The sequence below is a fragment of the Arthrobacter sp. 05N425 genome (assembly GCF_056397125.1).
This window is the reverse complement of record NZ_JBFTMU010000001.1, coordinates 237,137-257,438: the sequence shown is the minus strand read 5'-3', so window position 1 is coordinate 257,438 and position 20,302 is coordinate 237,137. Positions and strand designations below refer to the sequence as shown.

Sequence of the window (20,302 nt, the reverse complement as noted above, 5' to 3'; positions counted from 1 at the left end):
GGACGGCCGCTCAGGCGGGGGTTGTGTCCGCCGAAACAGCCAGCGGCGGCCGCAGCACCGACGGGTTCCCTATCGCCATATACCCCGGTGGCACGTCCTTGGTCACCAGGGCGCCGGCTGCAATCCGGGCCCCTTTGCCGATTCGGATGCCGCCGACGATGATTGCCCCGGCACCGATCTCGACATCGTCTTCGATCACCGGGCACGGACCGGCGGCACCCTTGTTGCCGATGGTGACGTTCTGCCGGATGCCGACATTGTTGCCGATGACGGTCCGGTCATTGATGACCACGCCGACGCCGTGGTAGACGCGCACGCCGGAACCGACCTTGGTGCGCCAGGGAATCTCGACGCCCAGCACCCACTCCACCAGCAGCCTGTACGCCGCGCCGACGACGACGGCATGCGGCCGGGGGCGTCTATCCAATGGCTTGCGGCTTGCGTGCGCAATCCGGTAAAGAACCATGACGAACTGGCCCTTGGATTGGCCACGGTTTGCCTTGATATCGTTGCGGAGCTCGCTTAGAAGTTCGATGGGAACACCCCTTTGCCCGGCGGTCGCAGCCCCCGTTTCAGTGCGGCTGCCTTCTGCAGGCCGATTGACCCTGCGATCAGCATAAGCGCCAGGCCCGACGTGAGCATGCCGTAGTAGAACACTTCCACTAGCGACACCAGCAGGACGGTGTTGCAGGCCAGGCCCACCGGGTCCGAGAGCCGCAGCGTATAGAAGAACATGACGGCGAACGTGAGCAGGAAGAAGGCTGCCGCAAGGAAGCCGTGGGAATAGAGCACCATCCAGATCTGACCTTGTGTTCCCACCGACGGTGCGCCAATGGTGACGGATGGCCTGGGGGCCCCGAAACCAAAAATGGGTGACTTCAGCGTTTCGTTCAGGGCCTCGGCGTAGAGGGACTCCCTGTCCTCGGTGGTGCTGCTGACGCCGAGCCGGTTCTGCAGGCGTTCGGTGACGGGAAGGACCTGGACGATGATCGCCACCAGGATCCCCATACCCAGCAGCGCGCCAAGGCCCTTCCGGTTTCCTGCCAGTGCCATCCGCATGGCGGCGTAGAGCAGCGCGATGCCAAGACCCAGGAACATGCCCCGGTTAAGGGTCAGGAACGCCGGGATGAAGGAGACCGGAATGGCCGCCAGCACCAGCCAAAAGCGGCGGCTCCTGCGGATCTGCCAGAGGTAGCCCACCACCAGCGGCAGGAGCAGAGAATATGCGGCGCCCCAATTGTTTGTGTACAGGAAAGGCGCGCTGGGCCGTGGGTCGATGTAGCTCCAGGCGGTGGGATTAAACTGCGTCAGCCGCCGGATGGCCATCTGGTTCACCAGCTCGTTCCGCATCAGGGATTGCGGCAAAACGAAGCTCAGCGGGGTGTGGATGACCACAGTGGGAAATAGAAGTCCCAAATAGCCGCCCAGCACAACGACCGCCCAGAACACCGTCAGGCAGCCGAGCACGTACTGCACCTTCAGGTGCGCTTTGGCGTTATAGACATAGACGAAAATGACAGTCAGCGCCAGATAAACCAGCAGCCGGTAAACAAATCCGAGCATCCGATCCGGTGAATCGATAGCGATGGACGAACACGTCATCCAGAGGAGGAAAAGCACCCACACCGAAAATCCTTTCGGCACCCGCACCGAACGGAATCGCACCAAATACAGGAACATGATTCCGCCGACGCCGATCCAAATGAGATCGCTGAGGCCGGCGAGCCACCAAAGGGGGTAACCCAGGAAGATCAGCGCAAACGGCCAGCGCGGCAACTCGGCGGTGGCCCCGGGTCGTTCCCGATCCTGGCGCTGAACGAAGGTTCGGTGCGGTGCCGCGACGCCGGCTGTCGCGGCCGGGAGGTCCGTTGTCATGCCTGGCGTCCTCTTAGGAAGGTATCGGGCTGGTTGGCGATCGGCGTTCAGTATGACAACCGGCACAATGCTGGGCAACGAGTAGTTCCTAAGTAGTACCTGCACACAAATACCTATATGCCCCCGGCCGGCCGGGTTATATCGTCGTGCCATCAGCCCCGGCCCGGCGCTGAGTAAGGTCTCCCGTTTTGGGCGTATTGCCGGCGATCTGTCGGCAGATTGAGGAACAAATGGACGAGAATTCTTCCGTCGGACTCGGTCACTACGCGGTAGTTTTGCGACGGCAATGGAAAACCATCGCACTGGTCACCCTCCTGGGAATCGGCGCCTCCGCGGTCTACCTGGGCTTGACGCCGACTTCCGTGACGGCTTCCACCGTTGTCAACCTCAACGTCATCACCACCGACCCTTTTAACCCCGCCAAAGCGAGCTCAGCATTGCTTGACGCCTCCACGGAACAGCAGCTGGCAAGCTCCTTCGTGGTGGCCCAGTCCGCCGCGGCCAACCTGGCCCACGGCGACTCCGTCGCGGCGCTCCGGGCCGGGGTGAATGTCACGACGTTGGCCAACGGTACGACGATGGCGATTTCCTACACTTCGAGCACGGCGCAGAACGCCAGGGCGGGCGCGGATGCGCTCGCCAATTCTTACCTCTCCTACCGCCAAGGCCAGGCTGAGGAACGGAAGTCCAAGCTCCAGGGCCAGCTTCAGCAGCAGCTGTCGGGCCTGCAGAAGGCTCTCCCGCGCGCCGGTGGCAGTGCACCCTCGATCCTCGCCCAGATCGGGAGTGTCCAGTCGCAGCTGAACCAGCTGTCCCTGATCGACACGAACGGCGGTACGGTACTGAACCCGGCGGCACAGAACGAGGTGAGCTATCACCCCCAGCCGGTGACGGTGATGCTCACCGGCTCGCTGGCCGCCTTCGTGTTGGGGCTGGTGCTTGCGTTCGCCGTCAATATGCTGGACCGGCGCGTCCGGGACTGGTACGACGTGCGCGGGGCGGGCGCGGGCCCCCTGCTGGTCCGGTTGAGCGCCTCCCGCGCAACGATGCCTGCCGCGGGCGCGGACCTGGACCAGTTCCGTGTGGTGCGTGAACGGCTCCTGGCGAGCTCAAACAACCGGCTGCGCACCCTGACAGTCATCGATGAGACTCAACATTCGCGGCCCTCGGACGTGGCTGCCAACCTTGCGGTCGTGCTGGCTGAGGCTGGAACCCGCGTCGAGTTGATCATGATGGGGGCCTCGGAGGACCAAATGAGGGTCCTGACGGCCGGACTACAGCTGGACAGCCATGCTGCCGGAACCGACGGCCGCCTCTTCAGATCCGGCCTCGTACAGTCCCTCTCGGTGTTCCAGCCACAACGCGGACGGACAATCTTCGACGCCGATGACTTCGTGACCGAAGCGGTCCGCCGGGAACTCATTGGACGCGACTCGGGCCAGGTGATCATTCTGGCTCTGCCGCCGTCAGCACCGCATTCGAGCCGTCTGGCAGCCGGTCGTCTCTCCGATTTCGTTCTGCTTGTCGGGGAATGCCTGCGGACCCGGATCGATGCGCTGGCTCTGAACGCCGCCGAAATGAGCGACATCGAGGCACAGCTCGCGGGAACAGTACTGGTCCCATCCGGGCGAAGGATCCTTGACCCGGAAGCCTCCGCGAAGGAGGGCCGGCACCGGGAAGTCAAAAGCTTGCCCAAAGCGGCCGCCCAGGGAACAGTCTCCAAGGCGCTCCTCGCGGAGTCAGCTTCCAAGGCGTCCGTTTCCGATTCAATTTCCAAAGCCGGAAGCCTCAAGTCGTCGTGAGCGCCGCCGGGGTGGAGCAGGAAGTTGACCGGGGGGCTTCCCCCCACAGCGCGGAACGCCGGCAGGCCGCACGCGGCGGCATCATCGGAATCCTGGGAGCTGCGATCGGCTCAGTCATGGGCTTTGCGCTGACGTTCATCCTTGCGCGTGCACTGGGCGAAGCGGGCTCCGGCGTCGTGCTGCAGACCATCGCCATCTTCACCATCGTGCTGGGCCTGGCGAAAGCCGGCATGGATACCGCTGCCGTCTGGGTACTCCCCCGCCTGCAGATCTCGGACCGGTCCAAGCTCCGGGGCGCCACCATGGCCCTGCTCGTTCCCACCGCCGTGGTCGGGATCCTGTTGGCACTGCTGATGGCCGTGCTTGCGCCCCAACTCGGCACCGGGCGTGACGCCGACAGCCAACAGCTAGTGCAGGCGGTGCAGGGGGCAAGCTGGTTCCTGCCCGCGGCCGCGATCATGGTGGTTGCGCTTGCCGCAACCCGCGGCCTGGGGAGCATTGTGCCGTATGCGGCCATCGGCAACATCGGCCTGCCGGTCGCCCGCCCCCTGCTGGTGCTGGGCGCCCTCGGACTCGGTGCCCTGGGCCTGGGCACGATCCCGGTGCTGGCATCCATCGCATGGGCTGCGCCCGCGGCGATCGGAATGTTGGCGGCCCTGATGGTTCTGTGGCGGCGCGTCGACGCGCACGAACGGGGTGCCGGCGGACGGGGGACCCTGTGGCCGGACCGTGGGCTCAACGTCCAGATATGGAAGTTTGCGTTACCCCGATGGTTCTCGTCGGGCGTGGAGCAGTCGATCATCTGGTTCGATGTGGTGCTGGTGGGCCTGATCGCAGGGGCCGGGGCAGCTGGCGTCTACGGGGCCGCCAGCCGCTTCATCAGCGTAGGGCTCATCGTCTCCACCGCCATGAGGATGGTGATATCGCCGCGGTTCAGTGCCCTGCTCAGCGAGAACAAGACGCGCCAGGTTCAGGATCTTTACTCCACAACGGTCAGCTGGATAGTGCTGCTGGGGGCGCCGATCTATGCGCTGTTCATGTTTTTCGCCCCGACCGTCCTTGGCTGGCTGGGCCCCGGTTTCGAGAGCGGGAGCACGGCACTAATGGTGCTGTGCGTTGGCGCCATAGCGTTCCTGATGGCCGGGAATGTGGACGCGCTGCTCATGATGAGCGGCAGAAGCGGGTGGATGGCCGCGAACAAGGTGGTTGTGCTGGTCCTGAACGTGATCGGGAACCTGTGGCTGGTTCCCCTCTGGGGCATCACGGGGGCGGCAGTTTCCTGGGCCTTCAGCCTCCTGCTGGACTCGGTGCTAGCCTCCGTGGAAAGCCGTATCTTCCTGGGCATCAAGTTCGGCGCGCGGCGGGTTTTCTACGCTCTGTTTGTCGCCGGCGCCTGTGTTGCACCGGTCAGCGTGCTGACCAGGGTGCTGATGGGCCAGTCAACGGCGGCCGTATTTGTTGCCGGGTCCGCCAGCATGGCCGCTCTCGCCACGTGGTGCTGGCTGGACAGAAAGCGGCTGCACCTGGACGACCTTGCCCTCCTGTCCCGCACCGTGCGCCGTAAAACCGCGACCGCCACCTAGTCCCTCCCCTCCCTGGAATCCCTTCCTGCTGTAACCACTCACTAGACCAATGAGGAATCTGCAATGCTTGGACTCAGCGACATCAAAGACGCAGCACCACGGTGGATGAAGGATGCCGGTGACCTGGTCACCCGGTCCTACGCCAAGGGGACCGTGGGAGCGAGGCCAGCGCCGGACTTCCTGATCGTCGGCGCAAAGCGCGGCGGCACAACCTCCCTGTACAACTACCTCTTGATGCACCCCGGCGTCCTGGGGCTCTTTCCACAGGTGCGGGGCAAGAAGAGTACTGATTACTTCTTCAAGGAGCGCGGGCGAGGCGAGCTCTGGTATCGCTCGCACTTCCACACGGAGTCGTACCGCAATCTGCTGTCCCGGAAACTGGGCTACCGTCCGATCAGCGGGGAGGCGTCCCCGTATTATCTCTGGGACCCCCGGATCGCAATGCAGGTGCGCGCGGTCGCCCCCGATATCAAGGCGATAGCGCTGCTGAGAGATCCAGTGGAACGCGCCTACTCCCATTACCAGGAAAGGGTCCAGAACGGCGTCGAGCCGCTCAGCTTCGAGGCGGCGCTGGCCGCCGAGGACGCGAGGCTTGAGGGCGAGTCCGGGAAAATGGCGGCCGACTCCCGGTACTACAGCACCGCCCATGACTTTTACACCTACCGCGCCAGGGGCGTGTATCTGCCCCAGCTGCAGAACTGGCACCGCGCGTTTCCGGAGGGCCAGTTGCTGGTCCTGCGCAGCGAGGATATGTACGACGACGTCCAGGGCGTCTTTAACCGGGTGTGCGATTTCCTTGGCATCCCCCCATATAGCCTGCCAACCACCAAAACGTTCAATGCCAGCGCCCGGTCCACCATGCCCGAGGCCGCCAGAGAAGAACTCACGTCCTATTACGCCCCGCACAACAAGGAACTTGCGGATTATCTCCAGCGGGATCCGCTCTGGGCCTGAGCGGATCCCTAGGCCGGCGGTGCCGTGGACGCAGCCGGGCCGGCAGGTGACTCCTCAACCGCTCCTTGCCCATCAAGGGCATCAAGGAGGCCCTGGGCGGCGCCGAGCAGGTCGATCAGCTCCCGCACGGAGATCCAAGACGAGGCCCAGCCGCCGTTGCGGACAGCCAGCGTCCACGCCCGTTCGGCTACCACCATCGCGTAGACCCCCGCCAGCACGGGCCAGGCGTCCCGCCGAACACCCGCTGCCTCGAAAAACGGTCCGGCGTCCGCCATGGCACGGAGCAGATTGGCTGCCATCGGACCCTCGCCGCGTTCGCGCCTGACACTGAACATCCAGTGCACGGCGTCCAGGCCGGCGACCGCATCGGGCTCGCACGACTCCCAGTCCCAGCACCACAGGAGACCCTTGGAATCCCTTGCGGTGTTCCAGGGAACAAGGTCACCGTGCCAGCGTTCGGCCACCGGCAACAACGGATCCCCGGCGCGCAACAACTCTTCCAGGCGGGCCAGGGCCTGCGCCAACTCCGGTTCAGACGCCGGGTCAAGGGCAGCCAGCCGGCGGCTCAAATTCTGGAAGTGTTCGGTGGAGGACAGCGTGTCCACCCTGCTAACGGGGCACAGGGCGAAGAGCTCCTGAGGGGTGGGGCCCTTGACACGTCCACGCACGGCGCGCACGTCCAGAGGCAGGGGCTCAGTCACCAGATACGAAAACTGACCGTGGGTTCCAACGGCCAGCAGAGCGGGAGCCCGTACCGGCCCGGCCGACGCGCCGACGGCCCTCAACGCACCGATTTCCGTCCGGACAAACTCACTGCTGCTCTCATTCCAGGCCAGTTTGGCATAGCCGGCCGGCTTCCCCGCCCCGTCCACCAGCTGCAGCGTCGGCTTGCGATTATCGCCTTCCCGGATACCTATCGAGGCGAACAATTGGTGACCCGTAGCGTGGAAGTCCGGCCCGGCCTCTCCCTCTGTCATGACGCTGCCGCGCAGCTTGGCCGCCACGGCGGCAAGCGGCAGCGCTTCCCGGGCTCCCCGCGCCACCGGAGCCACGCGCTCCTGAACGCACAACCTGGTCAGGACCGGCCGTATGCCCAGCCGGGCCAACGATCCCAAGAGGATTCGCGCCGTATTGACTTTGCCGCGGCGCAACGCCCGGTACTGGAGCAGACTGGCGGCCGTGACCTGCGGCGTCGCCAGCGGGATCAGCAGCCGCGCCTGTGACGCGTTGGGAAGCACCCAATACGATTCCACGTCGCGCCATTCATCGTCGGCAGCGGGGTTGAGGACAACACGGACCTGACCCGAAGCGACCGGGAGGCGCCAGAGCTGCTCCACCAGAGTGTCCAACGGCGACGTGCCTGTGCCGCTCACAAGGCGTTGTACCCGCCACCGGTTGCGCATAATCGGTCCCTCCGCCGGTTCCCCCAAACTGCCGCCTGCGGCATGTGGTCCCATTGTGCACGATATTGCTTCCCTGATACAGGCCAATTCGTGATACAGGCAATCCGAGACCAGACAGGCTGCAGGATAAACCGTGACTCCACCGGTCGCTGCTTGGACCCGGCTTCCTTCAGCGCTGAAAGCTCCTGACTTGGCACGATCAAAATATTAGTGCTGCGCCGGTGGGAATTTGTTACAAATGTGTTGTAACGTCTCTTCCAATCAACACGGCCGCCTTGGCCTGATTCACAAATCCTGATCGCAGCCGGGTCTCACTGTGCATCGTGATCAACGCCCTCCGGGCCCAGGAGTGACTTCATGAATCGATTGAAAGACGCTAAAGACAACTCAACCGTCGGCAAGGGAACACCTCTGACCCGGCCCGCCGCGGCGCCGCGGAGCACCGGCCGGCGGACACTTGCCGCCGGCGGCGCCACCGTGGCAATCGCCCTGGGGCTTGCCGCGGTGGGCGCCCCTCCGCTTCAGGCCAGTACGGCCGAACTGGTGGTTAACGGCGGTTTCGAAAATGGCACCTCGGGCTGGCGGACCAATGACAGCAGCAATCAGCAGCTTGCCATTGTCAACGGAGGCCATGGGGGCGCGCATGCCGTCGTGCTGACCACCAAAAGCAGCCAGACCGCCGTGCTGAACGACAGTATTAATACGGTCAAGTCCACCAAGGCCGGAACCCGTTACGCCGTGAGCGCCTGGGTCCGCACCGACACCCCTGGCATATCGGGCCAGGTTCGGATCCGCGAGGAACAGGGCAACGTCCCGCTCACCGGTTCGTCCTTTTACCTGACGACGAAGAACTGGACGAAAGTCGCCTTCGATGTCACTGCCGCCTACAGCGGCTCGTCGATGGATCTCAATATCCTGGCGTGGGGCTTGAAGCCGGGCCAGTCTCTTCAGATGGATGACGTCTCCATTCAGGCGGTTCCTGCTGGCACCCCGGCTCCCACCCCGCCGCCTGGCACCCCTGCTCCCGCCCCGGGCAAGACCGTCTTCGGCTCGAGTTTGGGCCAGTCGAGCTCCGGCGGGACGCGTGAGGAGGCCCTGGCGCGGGAGGAAGGCCGGTTCGGTTCGTTGGGCACGGTCCGGCTCTTCGACAACACGGTTCCCTCCAGCTGGTCCTCGCTGAGCACCATGAAGGGCAAATCCCTGGTGATCTCCTTCCGCCCGCCGCCGGCAGACGTGTTGGCAGGAAAATATGACGCGGCCCTGCTGGCCTGGTTCAAGACGGCCCCGCGGGACCAGGAAACCTACTGGTCCTACGTGCACGAACCCGAGGCCGAAATCGCCCAGGGCAAATTCACTGCGGCCGCCTACCGCGCGGCCTGGCAGCACATTGCGCGGCTGGAGGACCAGGCGGACAACGAGCACCTGCACTCCACGCTGATCCTCATGGGATGGACCGTGAACCCGGCTTCGAAGCTGAACTGGAAGGACTACTACCCGGGGGCCGACTACATCAACGTCCTGGCCTGGGATCCCTACAACGACGCCGGGAGCGTCGCCGGTCCCTCGACCTACCCGGACCCGGCCAAGGTCTACGGAGACGTCGTTGCGGTCTCCAAGGGGGCGGGAAAGCCCTTCGGCATTGCCGAGACGGGAAGCCGGCTCATTCCCTCGGACCCCAGCGGGGCGGGACGTGGTGCGTGGCTTACCAAGGTCGGCAAGTACCTGAAGGACAACAATGCCCTCTTCGTGGCGTATTGGGACTCCGCGGTCAAGATCGGCGACTACCGCCTGACGGACGCGCCTTCCGCCGCGGCTTGGCGGAAGCTGGTCAGCGGTTGACCGGCGGCGCCGGCCGCTAAATGCCGCGGCCCCGTTTGTGGAGTGCCTCCATAACGCGGGCCGGAGTCACAATGCCGCACGCGACGGCGGCAGCCAGGGGAACGCGTGGTTCCAAGGGATTGCGTTGGGCAGCCGATACCGCCCAACGCAGGGCCTTTCGCCGCTCACCCATGGCCGCGTGGGCGAACGCCAACTGGCCCCTGATCCGGGCAGCCCCGGCGGGTACCGTGTCGAACTCCGGGTACTTGTCCAGAATCCATGACAGACCATCACACATCGTTTGCCAGCGGCGGAAGAAAAAGGACTGGCTCCCCCACCTGACCATGGCCGAAACCCGGCGGACGTGGGCAATCGGCCCCCGGCGGGAGACCCTCAAGAGAAACTCGTAGTCTTCGCCGAATCCGCCGGGGACGTCTTCATCCACCAGACCGAACCCGTCCAGGACGGCGGAGCGCCGCATCAGGAATGTCGAGGGATGGAGTTCTGTGTGCCGGTCGCGGAGCAGATCGACGAAAGTGATCCAGGACTTCCCCAACGGGCGGTCGTGGGACTGCCCGTCGTAGGAGACCGTAATATCGCAGGTCACGAACTCAGTGCCGGGACTGTCCGCCAGCACCTGCACCTGCGCCTCGATCTTGTGCCCTAGCCAGAGGTCGTCGTCGTCACAGAACGCGATGAACTCCCCCGTTGCTGCCTCGATGCCGCTGTTGCGGGCACCGGCCAGTCCCGGCTTCCGCCCGTTGGTCAGAACACGCACGCTTCGGGAAGCTGATTCCTCGGCGAGGGAATAGTCAGGGTCGGACTGGTCGAAGACCACCAGGACTTCGATGAATCCGGCGTAGGTCTGCGCCAGCACGGCGCTGACCGCCTGTCGCAGCATCTCCGGGCGGTCCCTCGTGGCAATTATGGCCGTGACCCGGTCCATGGTCATCACCACCCTGCAACGGGGTCGGGTACGGAGTTGGTGCGACGGGCGGCCATGGCGTGACGTGCAGCCATGGCGTGGAACGGCCCCGTGGGCCGGCCGATCCGGCCAGCGGCACCATCGGCGGCGCCGTCGCCGGCACTGCCACCGGGCAGTCCTAACTCGGTCCAGGCCCCTGCGACGACTTGCTTATCGTTTGCGGCCGACGGCGGCAGGCAGGCCCGGGGAATGTGGTGGCGGCTCAATGCGTGGGCCGCCCATGCTGCGCTCAGCCAGGACGGTTTGTCCCGCATGGCTGCGGTCCGCGTCTTGGACCAGAACGGAGCAGCCGTGGCGATCTCGAGGAATCGGAGGTCGATCTCTCGATTATGGCTCAGCGCGTAGGCCAGCGTTGGGTCCTCGCCTGAGTCGACCAGGACGTCTGCACCTGAGACATCCCTGGCAGCAGCATAGATGGCCTGGTAATAACCGCTGTACCGGGCCAGCTGCAGCCGTCCTTCCCGCCTTCCAGCCAGCGCCGCCGGCCCCAACCTCCGTGCCGGCATGGCGGCGTCGGCAAGCCTGCTGACACCGCGGACATCGACTTCGTCCCAACCGCCGAACGCGGACTTGCCGACGGCCTTCCAGAACCCGCACTCATGGAAGGGAACGCCACAGCTGCAATCCTCGTTGTCGAGGATGCCGCGCTGCCAGAGCTGGCGCGTATCGCCGAGGACAGCCACTGAGGCGCGGCCCCCGACCGACTCCAGCACGGTGTCCACGGAGTGGGCCGGAGCAGCAACATACAGCACCACGGGCGCTCCGACGGAGGCGCGGTTCGTCGAGGTCCGGCGCTTGTGCAGCAGTGCGGCCAGCTTCTGCGCGGCCTCGTCGGCGCCGAAGGTTTCGGTCTCCATCAGGAGACGGGTTCCCGCGCCGTTCTCCGCCGACGCGGCCACATGGGCGTCCAGTTCCGGCGCCGACTCCACGCAAATGGCGAGGCCCCTCTCGGCGGACCAGCGCGTGAACCGTTGCTGATGGTCATCGACATGTTCCCCGTATTGCGGGTCCCGGGGAAACACCAATGGGAGGTGGCCGGCCTTTCGCGCCTCTGAAATCGTGGCAGGGCCACCGTGAAGAATGACGATCTCACTGCTCTCCAACAGGTTGGCCAGCTCCTTGGGCGAGACGAAGTCCCGGCCGGCGGCAATACGCGGTGGTGCGCTGTGGCCGTACTGAACCATCACCCGGTCCGACGGATTCGCCTGGGCCCACTTGTCGGCCCAGTCGATGATTCTCTTGAACGGATGGCAGTCGGTTCCCACCAGTACCGTTATTGTCCTGGATGCCCTGCTCATCAGAGGAGTCTTCCCAGCAACTGCGCATCCGGGTACAGACCAAGTTGGTCCCGCCACTGGACAAGCATGAGATCCGAGAAGGGGCGGCAGAGCCGGCCGGTCAAGGTGGGGCTCTCAACCCTGTCGAAGACCTCTATGTACACAGTCGCGATGCCCAGAGCCCTGGCCGCGACGAAGAACGGGAAAGCGCTCCCGGCGCCGGTGGAGACGACGACGGTGGGGAGAAAGCGGCGAATCACGAGATAGGCAAGCCAGGCGTTCCTGAGCAGATTGGGAATATTGCGTGTAGTAGGCGAGAACGCCCATGAAACGTCGGTCTCCGCCTCGAGGTTCGACTTCGCATCCTCGGTGGGAAAGGTGACCCACGCCCGCTCATGCGCAGACCACCAGGGGCGCAGCGACATCAGCTGCGCCAGATGACCGCCGCTGGAACCCACCAGCAGAATCCGCTCAGTGCCCGGTGTCGCAGCACGCGGACCCTCCTGAAAAACTTTCCCTGACCTCATTGCTTTTGATCCTCCCCGATAAGTGACGCGTGATGGCCCCGGCCAGTGGCTTCAGATGATCATTCCGGCGCCGACGGTACTGTGGGTGTTTTCGTCAATCAGTACAAATCCGCCCGTTTCACGGTTCCGCCGGTACTCGTCGGTCAGCAGCGGCGTCGTCGTCCGCAGCCGGACGCGGCCGATGGAGTTCAGCCCAAGTTCGGGGGCGGATTCGTCCCGGTGCAGGGTGTTGACGTTGAGTTCGTACTGCACGGACTGCACCAGGGCCCTGGTGTTGCGGGTGGTGTGCTTGAGGGCCAGCTTTTGCCCGGGCCGGAGAGGCTCCTCACTCATCCACGCGACCATGGCATCGATATCCTGGGACACGCTCGGCTGATTGTGCGGCCGGCAGATCATGTCCCCGCGCGAAATGTCGATGTCATCCTCCAGCCGGACTGTCACAGACATCGGCGCAAACGCCTCGTCCACCGGACCATCGGCGGTTTCGATGGACGCGATGCGGCTGGGCAGCCCGCTGGGCAACACGATCACGTCGTCCCCGGTTCGCATCACCCCGCCGGCGATCTTGCCCGCATAGCCGCGGTAGTCGTGGTGCTCGCTGGTGTGCGGCCGGATTACGTACTGCACAGGGAACCGTCCGTCCACCAGGTTCCTGTCGCTGGCGATGTATACGTTCTCCAAGTGGTTGAGCAGTGAACCGCCCTCGTACCAGGGCATGTTCTCCGAGCGGTCCACGACGTTATCCCCGTGCAGGGCGGAGACGGGGATGACGGTCAGGTCTGCGATCTGCAGCTTTGCCGCAAACTCCGTGAACTCCCGCCGGATGTCCTCGTAGACCTGGCGCGAGTAACCCACGAGGTCCATCTTGTTGACGGCCAGCACAAGGTGTGGAACCTGGAGCAGGGAAACCAGAAAGGCGTGGCGGCGGCTCTGCTCAACGAGTCCCTTCCTGGCGTCTACCAGCACAATCGCCAGGTCCGCGGTGGAGGCCCCGGTCACCATGTTCCGGGTGTACTGGATGTGGCCGGGGGTGTCCGCAATGATGAATTTCCGCGACGGGGTGGCGAAATACCGATACGCGACGTCGATGGTTATGCCCTGTTCCCGCTCGGCCCGCAGCCCGTCCGTCAGCAGCGACAGTTCTGTGTATTCCGAGCCCATTTCACGGCTGGTCCGCTCAACTCCTTCCAGCTGGTCGCTGAAGATGGACTTGGAGTCGTACAGCAGGCGACCGATCAGGGTACTCTTGCCGTCGTCGACCGATCCGGCAGTGGCAAATCGCAGCAGGTCCATCAGAAGTAGCCTTCTTTCTTTCGGTCTTCCATCGCCGCTTCGCTGACCCGGTCATCGCCGCGGGTTGCCCCGCGTTCGGTTATCCGGGAGGCAGCGACTTCTTCGAGGACCAGCTCTACGGTGTCGGCATGGGATCGGACGGCGGCGGTCAGGGTGGCATCCCCCACCGTGCGGTAGCGGACCGATTCCGTGAATGTCGGCTCGTGGGCGGCGGGTTGGCAGAGCTCGTTAGCTGCGAACAGCATGCCGTTGCGCTCGAAAACCTCGCGCTGGTGGGCGTAGTAGAGGGAGGGCACTTCGATGCCTTCGGCCGCGATGTACTCCCAAATATCGAGCTCGGTCCAATTGGACAGCGGAAACACCCTGATGCTTTCACCCAAGTGGACCTTGGCATTGAACAGGTTCCACAACTCGGGACGCTGTTTCTTGGGGTCCCATTGGCCGAACTCGTCCCGGAAGGAGAAGATGCGCTCCTTGGCCCGGGCCTTTTCCTCATCCCTGCGGGCACCGCCCAGCAGGGCGGTGAAGCCGTTCTTCTCCGCCGTTTCCAGCAGCACCGGGGTCTGTATCCGGTTCCGGGAGCCGTTCGGCTCTTCCCGAACAATCCCACGCTCAATGGCGTCCTGAACGGATCCGATCACCAGGTTCAATCCGTACCGGGCCACCATGCGGTCCCGGAGTTCAAGCACCTCCGGGAAGTTGTGGCCGGTGTCGATATGGAGCACCGGAAACGGTATACGGGCAGGAGCGAACGCCTTACCGGCGAGGTGCAGCATGACGATCGAATCTTTCCCGCCGGAAAACATCAGCGCCGGGTGCTCGATCTCCGCCACCACTTCCCGGAGGATGTAGATGGCCTCGGACTCGAGAACCTCAAGCTGGGAAAGAATGCGCCTAGGGCTTTCGGTCACGTCACGCACCGGCGTGTCCTTTCGTTTGGGGGCTTTGCTGTTTTGCCCTGCCGATTGCTGCCAACACCAGTCCGCTGAGTTCCGGGCGGCAGACCAGCAGGTCCGGGAGGTAGGGGTTTTCCTGGTTGTACCGCGGTGCCGAGCCGTCGAGGCGGCTCACATGCAGTCCGGCGGCACGGGCGACGACGACGGGTGCGGCGGAATCCCATTCGTACTGGCCGCCGTCGTGCAGGTAAAGGTCGACTTCGCCGCTGGCGACGGCGCACGTTTTAAACCCGGCTGAGCCCATCGGAATTAGGGTGGCGTTGATGTCTGCGGCCACGGAGCCGGCGATTTCCGGCGCTCTGCTCCGGGACACGGCCATTCTCAGACCCGTGTGGGGAGCGGCGGATCCGCCGCCGTCCTCGCCCGTCAGGACCATGTCCAGCCGGGGAAGCGCGACTGCGCCGGCCGTCAGCTCGCCTTCCTGCCACAGTGCGACGTGCACTGCCCAGTCGCGGCGGCCTTCGGAAAATTCGCGGGTCCCGTCCAACGGGTCAATGATCCATACCCGTTCGGCCCGCAGGCGCGAGACCTGGTCCGGCGCCTCCTCGGAGAGGACCTGGTCCTTGGGCCGGGTGCGGAGCAGCATCTTCTTCAGGAATTGATGGGAGCGCCTGTCCCCCTCCGCGCCCAGGGATTTGGGGGTGAAGGTGGTGTCCCGGCCCTGCAGGGTCCTCAGGAGGTCTCCGGCCCCTTCAGCCAGCGCCGCGGCCAGCTTGGCATCCGACAGTTCGGCGCTGATGGGACGCTCGTGTTTGAGCAAAGGCATGATTCCCCCGTTTTAGTAAGCGCCGGCTGGGTTCTTCATCATCGTGGCGTTGGGCCGCAGGATGATGTCGCCGGCGAGAGACCAGTTTTTTTACGTAGTACAAATCGAGGCGGACGCTGGATTGCCAGTTGAGTTGCGGCCCGCCGAATCTGCCACATGCCGGGATGGCGGTTCGGCCGGCACTGTCCCCGCCGTCTGCGACCGGGCCGACGGCCGGGACACGGTGGCCGCAGCGCGCCGAAACTTGCCAGGACAAGCTGGAAAAGCCCGTCACGGAGCCGATGTTCGAAGAGCACATTGTCGAGACCTACTCAGTACCCAGAGGTGTTTGCTGACTGGATGTATCAAACAAACCTAGGAGTGCCTCCGGCCGGGCACGCGAGTAAGCAGTACGCGTCTTTTCCGGCAGTCTCATCGCGTATTTGGCCCGGACTACTGGGCCGGCCATTGATGGGCGGGTACGGACCACTCGCAAAGGCCCGGCCCTACTTGGCCGGCGAACCCCGGCCGAACGCAGGTCCCGTGAGTCCGCAGCGCCGCCGCGGATTCGCGCGGATTTACAGTGCGAATTCACGGCGGCACGCGTGCTGGACAACCGGATGCCCCACTTGTAGCCTTTCGGTACCCGAGACGGTTTGGAGCGGCTACCGGCACCCGGATCTGGGCCACCCGAACCGTGATTGCGGCAGGAACGGTCTCCAGGATTAGCTGTCCTAATGCGAGGAGATGTCGGTGAAGCTCAAGCTCGTTTCAGCTCTGGCCGCCATCGCGCTGTCCCTGACCTTCACCGCAGCCGCCGCGGAAACGGTCGCGGCCGCTACCCCCTTCAGCTTCGCCGTGATCGGGGACACTCCCTACGGCTCCACGCAGCTTAGCGTTTTCCCGCAGCGGATCGGGCAGATCAATGCGGATCCCCAAGTGCAGCTGGTGACCCATCTCGGCGACATCGGTGGCCCGCCTAATTGCTCCGACTCGTACTACGCGAACATCAGGGCGAATTTCGACACTTTTGCCGATCCGATGGTCTATACGCCCGGCGACAATGAATGGGCCGACTGTTCGGGTGCCTCCGTGGGTGCCGCCAATCCGCTCGACCGCCTGGCCGCCCTGCGCCAGGTCTTTTTCCCGGCTCCCGGCACTACGCTCGGACGGAACGCGGCCAGCGTCACGGCACAGTCCGGCTATCCGGAGAACGTGCTCTACGACCGGGAAGGCCTCACGTTCGCCGCGGTGCACATCGTGGGCTCGGCCAACGATCTGGCAACCTGGAGCGGATATTCAGCGCCGACGAGTGCCCAGACCGCCGAAGTCAACGCACGAACCGACGCTGGCATTGCCCTCATTCACGCTGCCTTCCAACGTGCCACCGCGAACGCCAGCCGTGCCGTGGTCTTCACGACCCAGGCCGATATGTTCAAGGGAACCCCGAGCCGCACCGCCTACGAACCGTTGGTGAAAGCCTTCGCCTCCGAATCCCTGGCCTATCAACTCCCGGTTTTCCTCTTCAACGGGGACACTCACAGCTTCGCCAGCGACCGCCCGCTGACGTCGTCGACGTGGCTGTCGTACTACGGACTCACCACCCCGGTCCCGAACTTTTCCAGGATCACGGTGGAAGGCGGAGCAACGATGGATGAATGGCTGAAGGTGACTGTCGTCGACACCTCGGCCGTCCTTGCGGTGCAGCGCGTTCCCTTCACGGTGAATGCCGCGCCGGTGGCGTCGTTCACCGCCTCGGCCTCCGGTCTGACCGCGGCTTWCGATGCCAGCGCCTCCACCGACGACGCCGGCATCACCGGCTACGGATGGGCCTTCGGAGACGGCAGCACCGGGACCGGGGTATCGGCCTCGCACAGTTACGCCGCCGCGGGGACCTACAACGTGACCCTGACCGTCACCGACACCCAGGGAGCAACCGGCACCAAAACCACCCCGGTCACCGTCTCCACCTCCTCCGGCTCCGTCACCGACGTCGTCGTGCCCGCCAAATCAGTGTGGAAATACCGGTACAGCACCACCGCACCGGACCCGGCCTGGAARAACYCCGGCTACAACTCCTCCGCCTGGAACACCGGTCCCGGCGCCCTGGGCTACGGCTCAACYCCGYTGGGAACCAACCTCAACCCYTCCGCCACCACCAGCGCCCGSCCCCTGGCCGCCTACTTCCTGCGCAGCTTCTCCATCCCCACCGCCTCCGCCGTCACCGCGCTCAAACTCACCACCGTCGCCGACGACGGCGTCGTCATCTACGTCAACGGCACCGAAGTCGGCCGCACCCGCATGCCCACCGGCACTGTCACCATCAACACCTACGCCACCGCAGCAATCCCCACCTCCAACGCCAACGCCGCCCCGGTCACCTTCAACGTCCCACTCTCCCTGCTGGTCAACGGAACCAACACCATCGCCGCCGAAACCCACCTGAACTACCACGCMACCAAAGACATCAGCTTCGACCTCACCGCAACAACCACCACCAGCGGCTAGCGGAGTGAATGCCGTGCCGGCGGCGGCCTTGCCCGTCGATCGGCCGTCCGTCAGGACTGCGGCGGGGTTGCGGCGGGGGCGCTTCGCGCCTGACCACGCGGCATCGGACCTGGTTACACTGTCTGCCCGGCCCCGGTGACTACTCTCGGAGGCACCGAACTACCTGTTTGTCCGGTGCGTCCTCGGTGGCAGGATCTGGGCCATGGACCTGAACTTGGCGTTGACCGCTTTCGGTGTAGCCATCGTCGTTGGATTGACAGGTATGGGCGGCGGCGCCCTGATGACCCCCGCACTGGTGCTGTTCTTTGGCGTTCCCCCGCTCGCCGCGGTCTCCAGCGACCTCGTCGCCAGCGCCGTCATGAAGCCGGTGGGCTCCCTGGTACACCTGCGGCGCCGGACGGTGAACTTGGACGTGGTTAAGTGGTTGGCGGTGGGTTCGGTGCCTTCAGCCTTCTGCGGCGTGCTGGTCCTCAAATGGCTGGGCCCCGGCGAGGACGTCCAGCAGATGGTCAAAACGGCGCTCGGCTTCGCTCTGCTCTTGAGCGCCATCCTGTTGGTGGTGCGGGCCTACCTCCGGCTTGCCGAGCGCGCACGCAGCGCGGACGGGCGCGGAGCCGAGCTGCCTACAGAGCGGCCGCAGGTGGCGGTCCGGGTTCTGCCCACCGTCCTTTTGGGCATTCTGGGCGGCATTGTGGTGGGCATGACGTCCGTCGGAAGCGGATCCTTGATCATCATCGGGCTCATGCTCATCTACCCAGGGCTCAAGGCCAACCAGCTGGTCGGCACCGATCTCTTGCAGGCCGTTCCCCTGGTCTTCGCTGCGGCCGTGGGGCACACGCTCTTCGGCGATCTGAACCTCGGCTTGACCCTGCCCTTAGTGTTGGGCAGCATCCCCGGCGTCTACCTCGGGGCCATGCTGTCCTCCCGTCTCTCGGGCGGCTTCGTGCGCCGGGCGTTGGCCTTTGTGCTGCTGGCCTCGGCGCTAAAGATGCTCTCCGTCCCGGACCCGGTAACAGCAGGGATTCTGGTGGCCGCCTTGCTGGTGGCGCCCCTGGCATGGATGTATCTGCGCCGGCAGAAGGGTTTCCCGGCGCTGGCCACCGTGGAGAGCCGACGTCGGCGCGAGGCAGCCGCCTTGTTAAACTCAACGAGCGGAATCAGGGGGACACTGTGAGCTTGCTCTTCGGTTCTGAACCATCACACGTTCTGACCGGCGCCCGGCTCGATGAGCTGGAACTCCTGCTGGGCGGCCTGTACGGCCCGGCGGACGGCTATGCTCTGCCCTCCAACGTTCCACCGGAATGGCCCTGGCCGTTTACGCTCTCGGTGCCCGCCGCCGTCGGCCAACAGGCGGTGGACTGCAGCGCCCTGCTGATCACGGATCCGGATGGCACACCGCTGGCTAGATTGACCGTATCCGCCGGCCAGGGCGCGGGAAACGGCACCATGCACCTTGCCGGCCGGCTGGAAGCCCTTCAGCCCGCCGAGCACCCGCCCATGCGCCGGCTGCGTCTGACGCGGCCCCTCACCGGACCGGGACAGGACACGGATCCGAGCCTGGTGGCGGCGTTCGACCGGCTGCCGGAGCCTGCCCAGCTCGCCGAAGCGATGGGTATGGCAATCCGCCATCACGCCAGGTTGTGGCTTGTCGCGGTTGCCGGCTGCCAGGAGCACGGAAACTATACGGTCTTGGAACTGCTTTCCGTCCTTGAACGCTGCACGGAGCAGCTGGTTGGAGCCCGGACCGGACTGCTGGTCCTGCCCGCGTTCGAGGGTGCGTCCGGCGCCCGGGACCGGACCCTGCGCGACTACGTGCTGCTCCGGCTGGGCGCCTCCATCCTGCTCAACTACACCTCCGATGCGGGGGCCGCGGCCAGTGCAGCGCCGAGGCGGCGTGCCGCCGCCGCTCCCGAACCGCTGGCAGCAGGCACCCCACCGCTGGGTGCTGTCGTTTTCCTGACGGGCCTGTCCGGTTCCGGGAAATCTACAATCGCCCGCGCACTGGCGGAACGGCTGCAGCGGGCAGACTCCCGCCCCGTCACGCTGCTGGACGGCGACGACGTGCGCAGGCTCCTGTCTTCGGGTCTTGGCTTCAGCCGGCAGGACCGGGATCTCAACGTCCGCCGGCTCGGGTGGGTCGCCTCCCTGGTTTCCAAGTCCGGCGGAGTTGCCGTCTGCGCTCCGATCGCGCCGTTCGAGTCGACCCGTCAGGAGGTCCGGGCGATGGCCGAGACTGTCGGCTCGTTTGTCTTGGTGCACGTGGCCACGTCGCTGGAGGTATGCGAAGCGCGGGACCGAAAGGGACTGTACGCACGGGCCCGGGCCGGTGACATACCGGACTTCACCGGGATCGGCTCTCCGTATGAACCGCCGCTCGACGCCGATCTGGTGCTTGATACCGGCACCACCTCGGTGGACGAGGCGGTCGATGTGATTTTGGCGGCGATGGGCGTCGGGGCCAGGGAACTGGTGGAACTCAGCCAGTGAAGACGGCGCGTGGCGGTTGAGCGAGGAAATCTGCCGTAAGCCAGGACATTCCTGTTGGCCTGGTCATGGAGGCAGGTCAGTAGCCCAAC

Annotated in this window: 16 protein-coding genes; 7 read left to right on the top strand and 9 right to left on the bottom strand. The window is 65.0% G+C overall.

All coding sequences use genetic code 11. The features are described 5' to 3' along the window. Positions 1 to 10: 10 nt before the first annotated feature. Both AC1DGE_RS01195 and AC1DGE_RS01190 read right to left on the bottom strand, forming a co-directional pair. A complete protein-coding gene (locus AC1DGE_RS01195; RefSeq protein WP_476892532.1) occupies positions 11 to 427 on the bottom strand; it encodes a serine acetyltransferase in 417 nt (138 codons plus the stop codon). A 95-nt stretch (positions 428 to 522) separates the two neighbouring features. Then, the gene (locus AC1DGE_RS01190) at positions 523 to 1,875 is read right to left on the bottom strand and encodes an O-antigen ligase family protein (RefSeq protein WP_441417808.1); all 1,353 of its coding nucleotides are present in this window, start codon (positions 1,873 to 1,875) and stop codon (positions 523 to 525) included. Between the two features lie 230 nt (positions 1,876 to 2,105). Here AC1DGE_RS01190 and AC1DGE_RS01185 point away from each other — a divergent pair, with 230 nt between their 5' ends. The 3 genes from AC1DGE_RS01185 to AC1DGE_RS01175 all read left to right on the top strand — a co-directional run bounded on the left by AC1DGE_RS01185 (position 2,106) and on the right by AC1DGE_RS01175 (position 6,214). Next, positions 2,106 to 3,677 carry a hypothetical protein gene (locus AC1DGE_RS01185; protein WP_476908826.1) on the top strand — a complete coding sequence of 524 codons (1,572 nt, stop codon included), beginning with the start codon at positions 2,106 to 2,108 and terminating at the stop codon, positions 3,675 to 3,677. Beyond that, the gene (locus AC1DGE_RS01180) at positions 3,674 to 5,260 is read left to right on the top strand and encodes a lipopolysaccharide biosynthesis protein (protein ID WP_476908827.1); all 1,587 of its coding nucleotides are present in this window, start codon (positions 3,674 to 3,676) and stop codon (positions 5,258 to 5,260) included. Before AC1DGE_RS01185 ends, AC1DGE_RS01180 begins: the two co-directional genes overlap by 4 nt. A 63-nt stretch (positions 5,261 to 5,323) precedes the next feature. Beyond that, a complete protein-coding gene (locus tag AC1DGE_RS01175) occupies positions 5,324 to 6,214 on the top strand; it encodes a sulfotransferase family protein (protein WP_476908828.1) in 891 nt (296 codons plus the stop codon). An 8-nt stretch (positions 6,215 to 6,222) separates the two neighbouring features. Here the strand turns inward: AC1DGE_RS01175 and AC1DGE_RS01170 are convergent, their stop codons facing one another. Next, entirely contained in the window at positions 6,223 to 7,587 is a 1,365-nt protein-coding gene (locus tag AC1DGE_RS01170) for a hypothetical protein (RefSeq protein WP_441417812.1), read from the bottom strand. Positions 7,588 to 7,974: 387 nt separating this feature from the next. On the opposite strand from AC1DGE_RS01170, the gene AC1DGE_RS01165 reads away from it, so the two are divergent. Continuing rightward, the gene (locus AC1DGE_RS01165) at positions 7,975 to 9,456 is read left to right on the top strand and encodes a carbohydrate binding domain-containing protein (RefSeq protein ID WP_476908829.1); all 1,482 of its coding nucleotides are present in this window, start codon (positions 7,975 to 7,977) and stop codon (positions 9,454 to 9,456) included. 16 nt (positions 9,457 to 9,472) lie between these two features. Here AC1DGE_RS01165 and AC1DGE_RS01160 read toward each other — a convergent pair whose 3' ends face one another. Genes AC1DGE_RS01160 through AC1DGE_RS01135 form a run of 6 tightly spaced genes read right to left on the bottom strand, consistent with a single transcriptional unit; the run spans position 9,473 to position 15,239 of the window. After that, positions 9,473 to 10,387 carry a glycosyltransferase family 2 protein gene (locus AC1DGE_RS01160; protein ID WP_476908830.1) on the bottom strand — a complete coding sequence of 305 codons (915 nt, stop codon included), beginning with the start codon at positions 10,385 to 10,387 and terminating at the stop codon, positions 9,473 to 9,475. Further along, positions 10,387 to 11,718 (bottom strand): glycosyltransferase, encoded by a 1,332-nt coding sequence (locus tag AC1DGE_RS01155; RefSeq protein ID WP_476916731.1) that lies wholly within the window; start codon positions 11,716 to 11,718, stop codon positions 10,387 to 10,389. Before AC1DGE_RS01155 ends, AC1DGE_RS01160 begins: the two co-directional genes overlap by 1 nt. Further along, positions 11,718 to 12,224 (bottom strand): PssD/Cps14F family polysaccharide biosynthesis glycosyltransferase, encoded by a 507-nt coding sequence (gene pssD, locus AC1DGE_RS01150; RefSeq protein WP_441417816.1) that lies wholly within the window; start codon positions 12,222 to 12,224, stop codon positions 11,718 to 11,720. The genes AC1DGE_RS01155 and pssD overlap by 1 nt, the downstream gene beginning before the upstream one ends. A gap of 51 nt (positions 12,225 to 12,275) precedes the next feature. Next, on the bottom strand, positions 12,276 to 13,517 hold the full coding sequence (locus AC1DGE_RS01145) for a sulfate adenylyltransferase subunit 1 (RefSeq protein ID WP_441417817.1): 1,242 nt from the start codon (positions 13,515 to 13,517) through the stop codon (positions 12,276 to 12,278). Next, complete coding sequence (gene cysD, locus AC1DGE_RS01140; protein ID WP_441417818.1) at positions 13,517 to 14,437, bottom strand: sulfate adenylyltransferase subunit CysD; 921 nt, start codon at positions 14,435 to 14,437, stop codon at positions 13,517 to 13,519. The genes AC1DGE_RS01145 and cysD overlap by 1 nt, the downstream gene beginning before the upstream one ends. Further along, positions 14,430 to 15,239, bottom strand: a complete 810-nt coding sequence (locus tag AC1DGE_RS01135) for a 3'(2'),5'-bisphosphate nucleotidase CysQ (RefSeq protein WP_441417819.1) — start codon at positions 15,237 to 15,239, stop codon at positions 14,430 to 14,432. The genes cysD and AC1DGE_RS01135 overlap by 8 nt, the downstream gene beginning before the upstream one ends. Before the next feature lie 732 nt (positions 15,240 to 15,971). Between AC1DGE_RS01135 and AC1DGE_RS01130 the strand changes: the two genes are divergently transcribed. From AC1DGE_RS01130 to cysC, 3 genes are all read left to right on the top strand, one after another. Continuing rightward, positions 15,972 to 17,726 carry a PKD domain-containing protein gene (locus tag AC1DGE_RS01130; RefSeq protein WP_476916730.1) on the top strand — a complete coding sequence of 585 codons (1,755 nt, stop codon included), beginning with the start codon at positions 15,972 to 15,974 and terminating at the stop codon, positions 17,724 to 17,726. Positions 17,727 to 17,928: 202 nt separating this feature from the next. Beyond that, on the top strand, positions 17,929 to 18,900 hold the full coding sequence (locus AC1DGE_RS01125) for a sulfite exporter TauE/SafE family protein (protein ID WP_441418745.1): 972 nt from the start codon (positions 17,929 to 17,931) through the stop codon (positions 18,898 to 18,900). A 2-nt stretch (positions 18,901 to 18,902) separates the two neighbouring features. Beyond that, the gene (gene cysC / locus AC1DGE_RS01120; RefSeq protein WP_476916729.1) at positions 18,903 to 20,213 is read left to right on the top strand and encodes an adenylyl-sulfate kinase; all 1,311 of its coding nucleotides are present in this window, start codon (positions 18,903 to 18,905) and stop codon (positions 20,211 to 20,213) included. The last annotated feature ends 89 nt before the right edge of the window (positions 20,214 to 20,302 follow it).

Excerpts from the sequence above, each read along its gene's own strand:
- AC1DGE_RS01125 (WP_441418745.1), top strand. The coding sequence starts at position 17,929 with ATGGACCTGAACTTGGCGTTGACCGCTTTCGGTGTAGCCATCGTCGTT.
- AC1DGE_RS01185 (WP_476908826.1), top strand. The coding sequence starts at position 2,106 with ATGGACGAGAATTCTTCCGTCGGACTCGGTCACTACGCGGTAGTTTTG.
- AC1DGE_RS01190 (WP_441417808.1), bottom strand. The coding sequence starts at position 1,875 with ATGACAACGGACCTCCCGGCCGCGACAGCCGGCGTCGCGGCACCGCAC.
- AC1DGE_RS01165 (WP_476908829.1), top strand. The coding sequence starts at position 7,975 with ATGAATCGATTGAAAGACGCTAAAGACAACTCAACCGTCGGCAAGGGA.
- AC1DGE_RS01145 (WP_441417817.1), bottom strand. The coding sequence starts at position 13,517 with ATGGACCTGCTGCGATTTGCCACTGCCGGATCGGTCGACGACGGCAAG.
- AC1DGE_RS01135 (WP_441417819.1), bottom strand. The coding sequence starts at position 15,239 with ATGCCTTTGCTCAAACACGAGCGTCCCATCAGCGCCGAACTGTCGGAT.
- AC1DGE_RS01155 (WP_476916731.1), bottom strand. The coding sequence starts at position 11,718 with ATGAGCAGGGCATCCAGGACAATAACGGTACTGGTGGGAACCGACTGC.
- AC1DGE_RS01175 (WP_476908828.1), top strand. The coding sequence starts at position 5,324 with ATGCTTGGACTCAGCGACATCAAAGACGCAGCACCACGGTGGATGAAG.
- AC1DGE_RS01160 (WP_476908830.1), bottom strand. The coding sequence starts at position 10,387 with ATGACCATGGACCGGGTCACGGCCATAATTGCCACGAGGGACCGCCCG.
- pssD (WP_441417816.1), bottom strand. The coding sequence starts at position 12,224 with ATGAGGTCAGGGAAAGTTTTTCAGGAGGGTCCGCGTGCTGCGACACCG.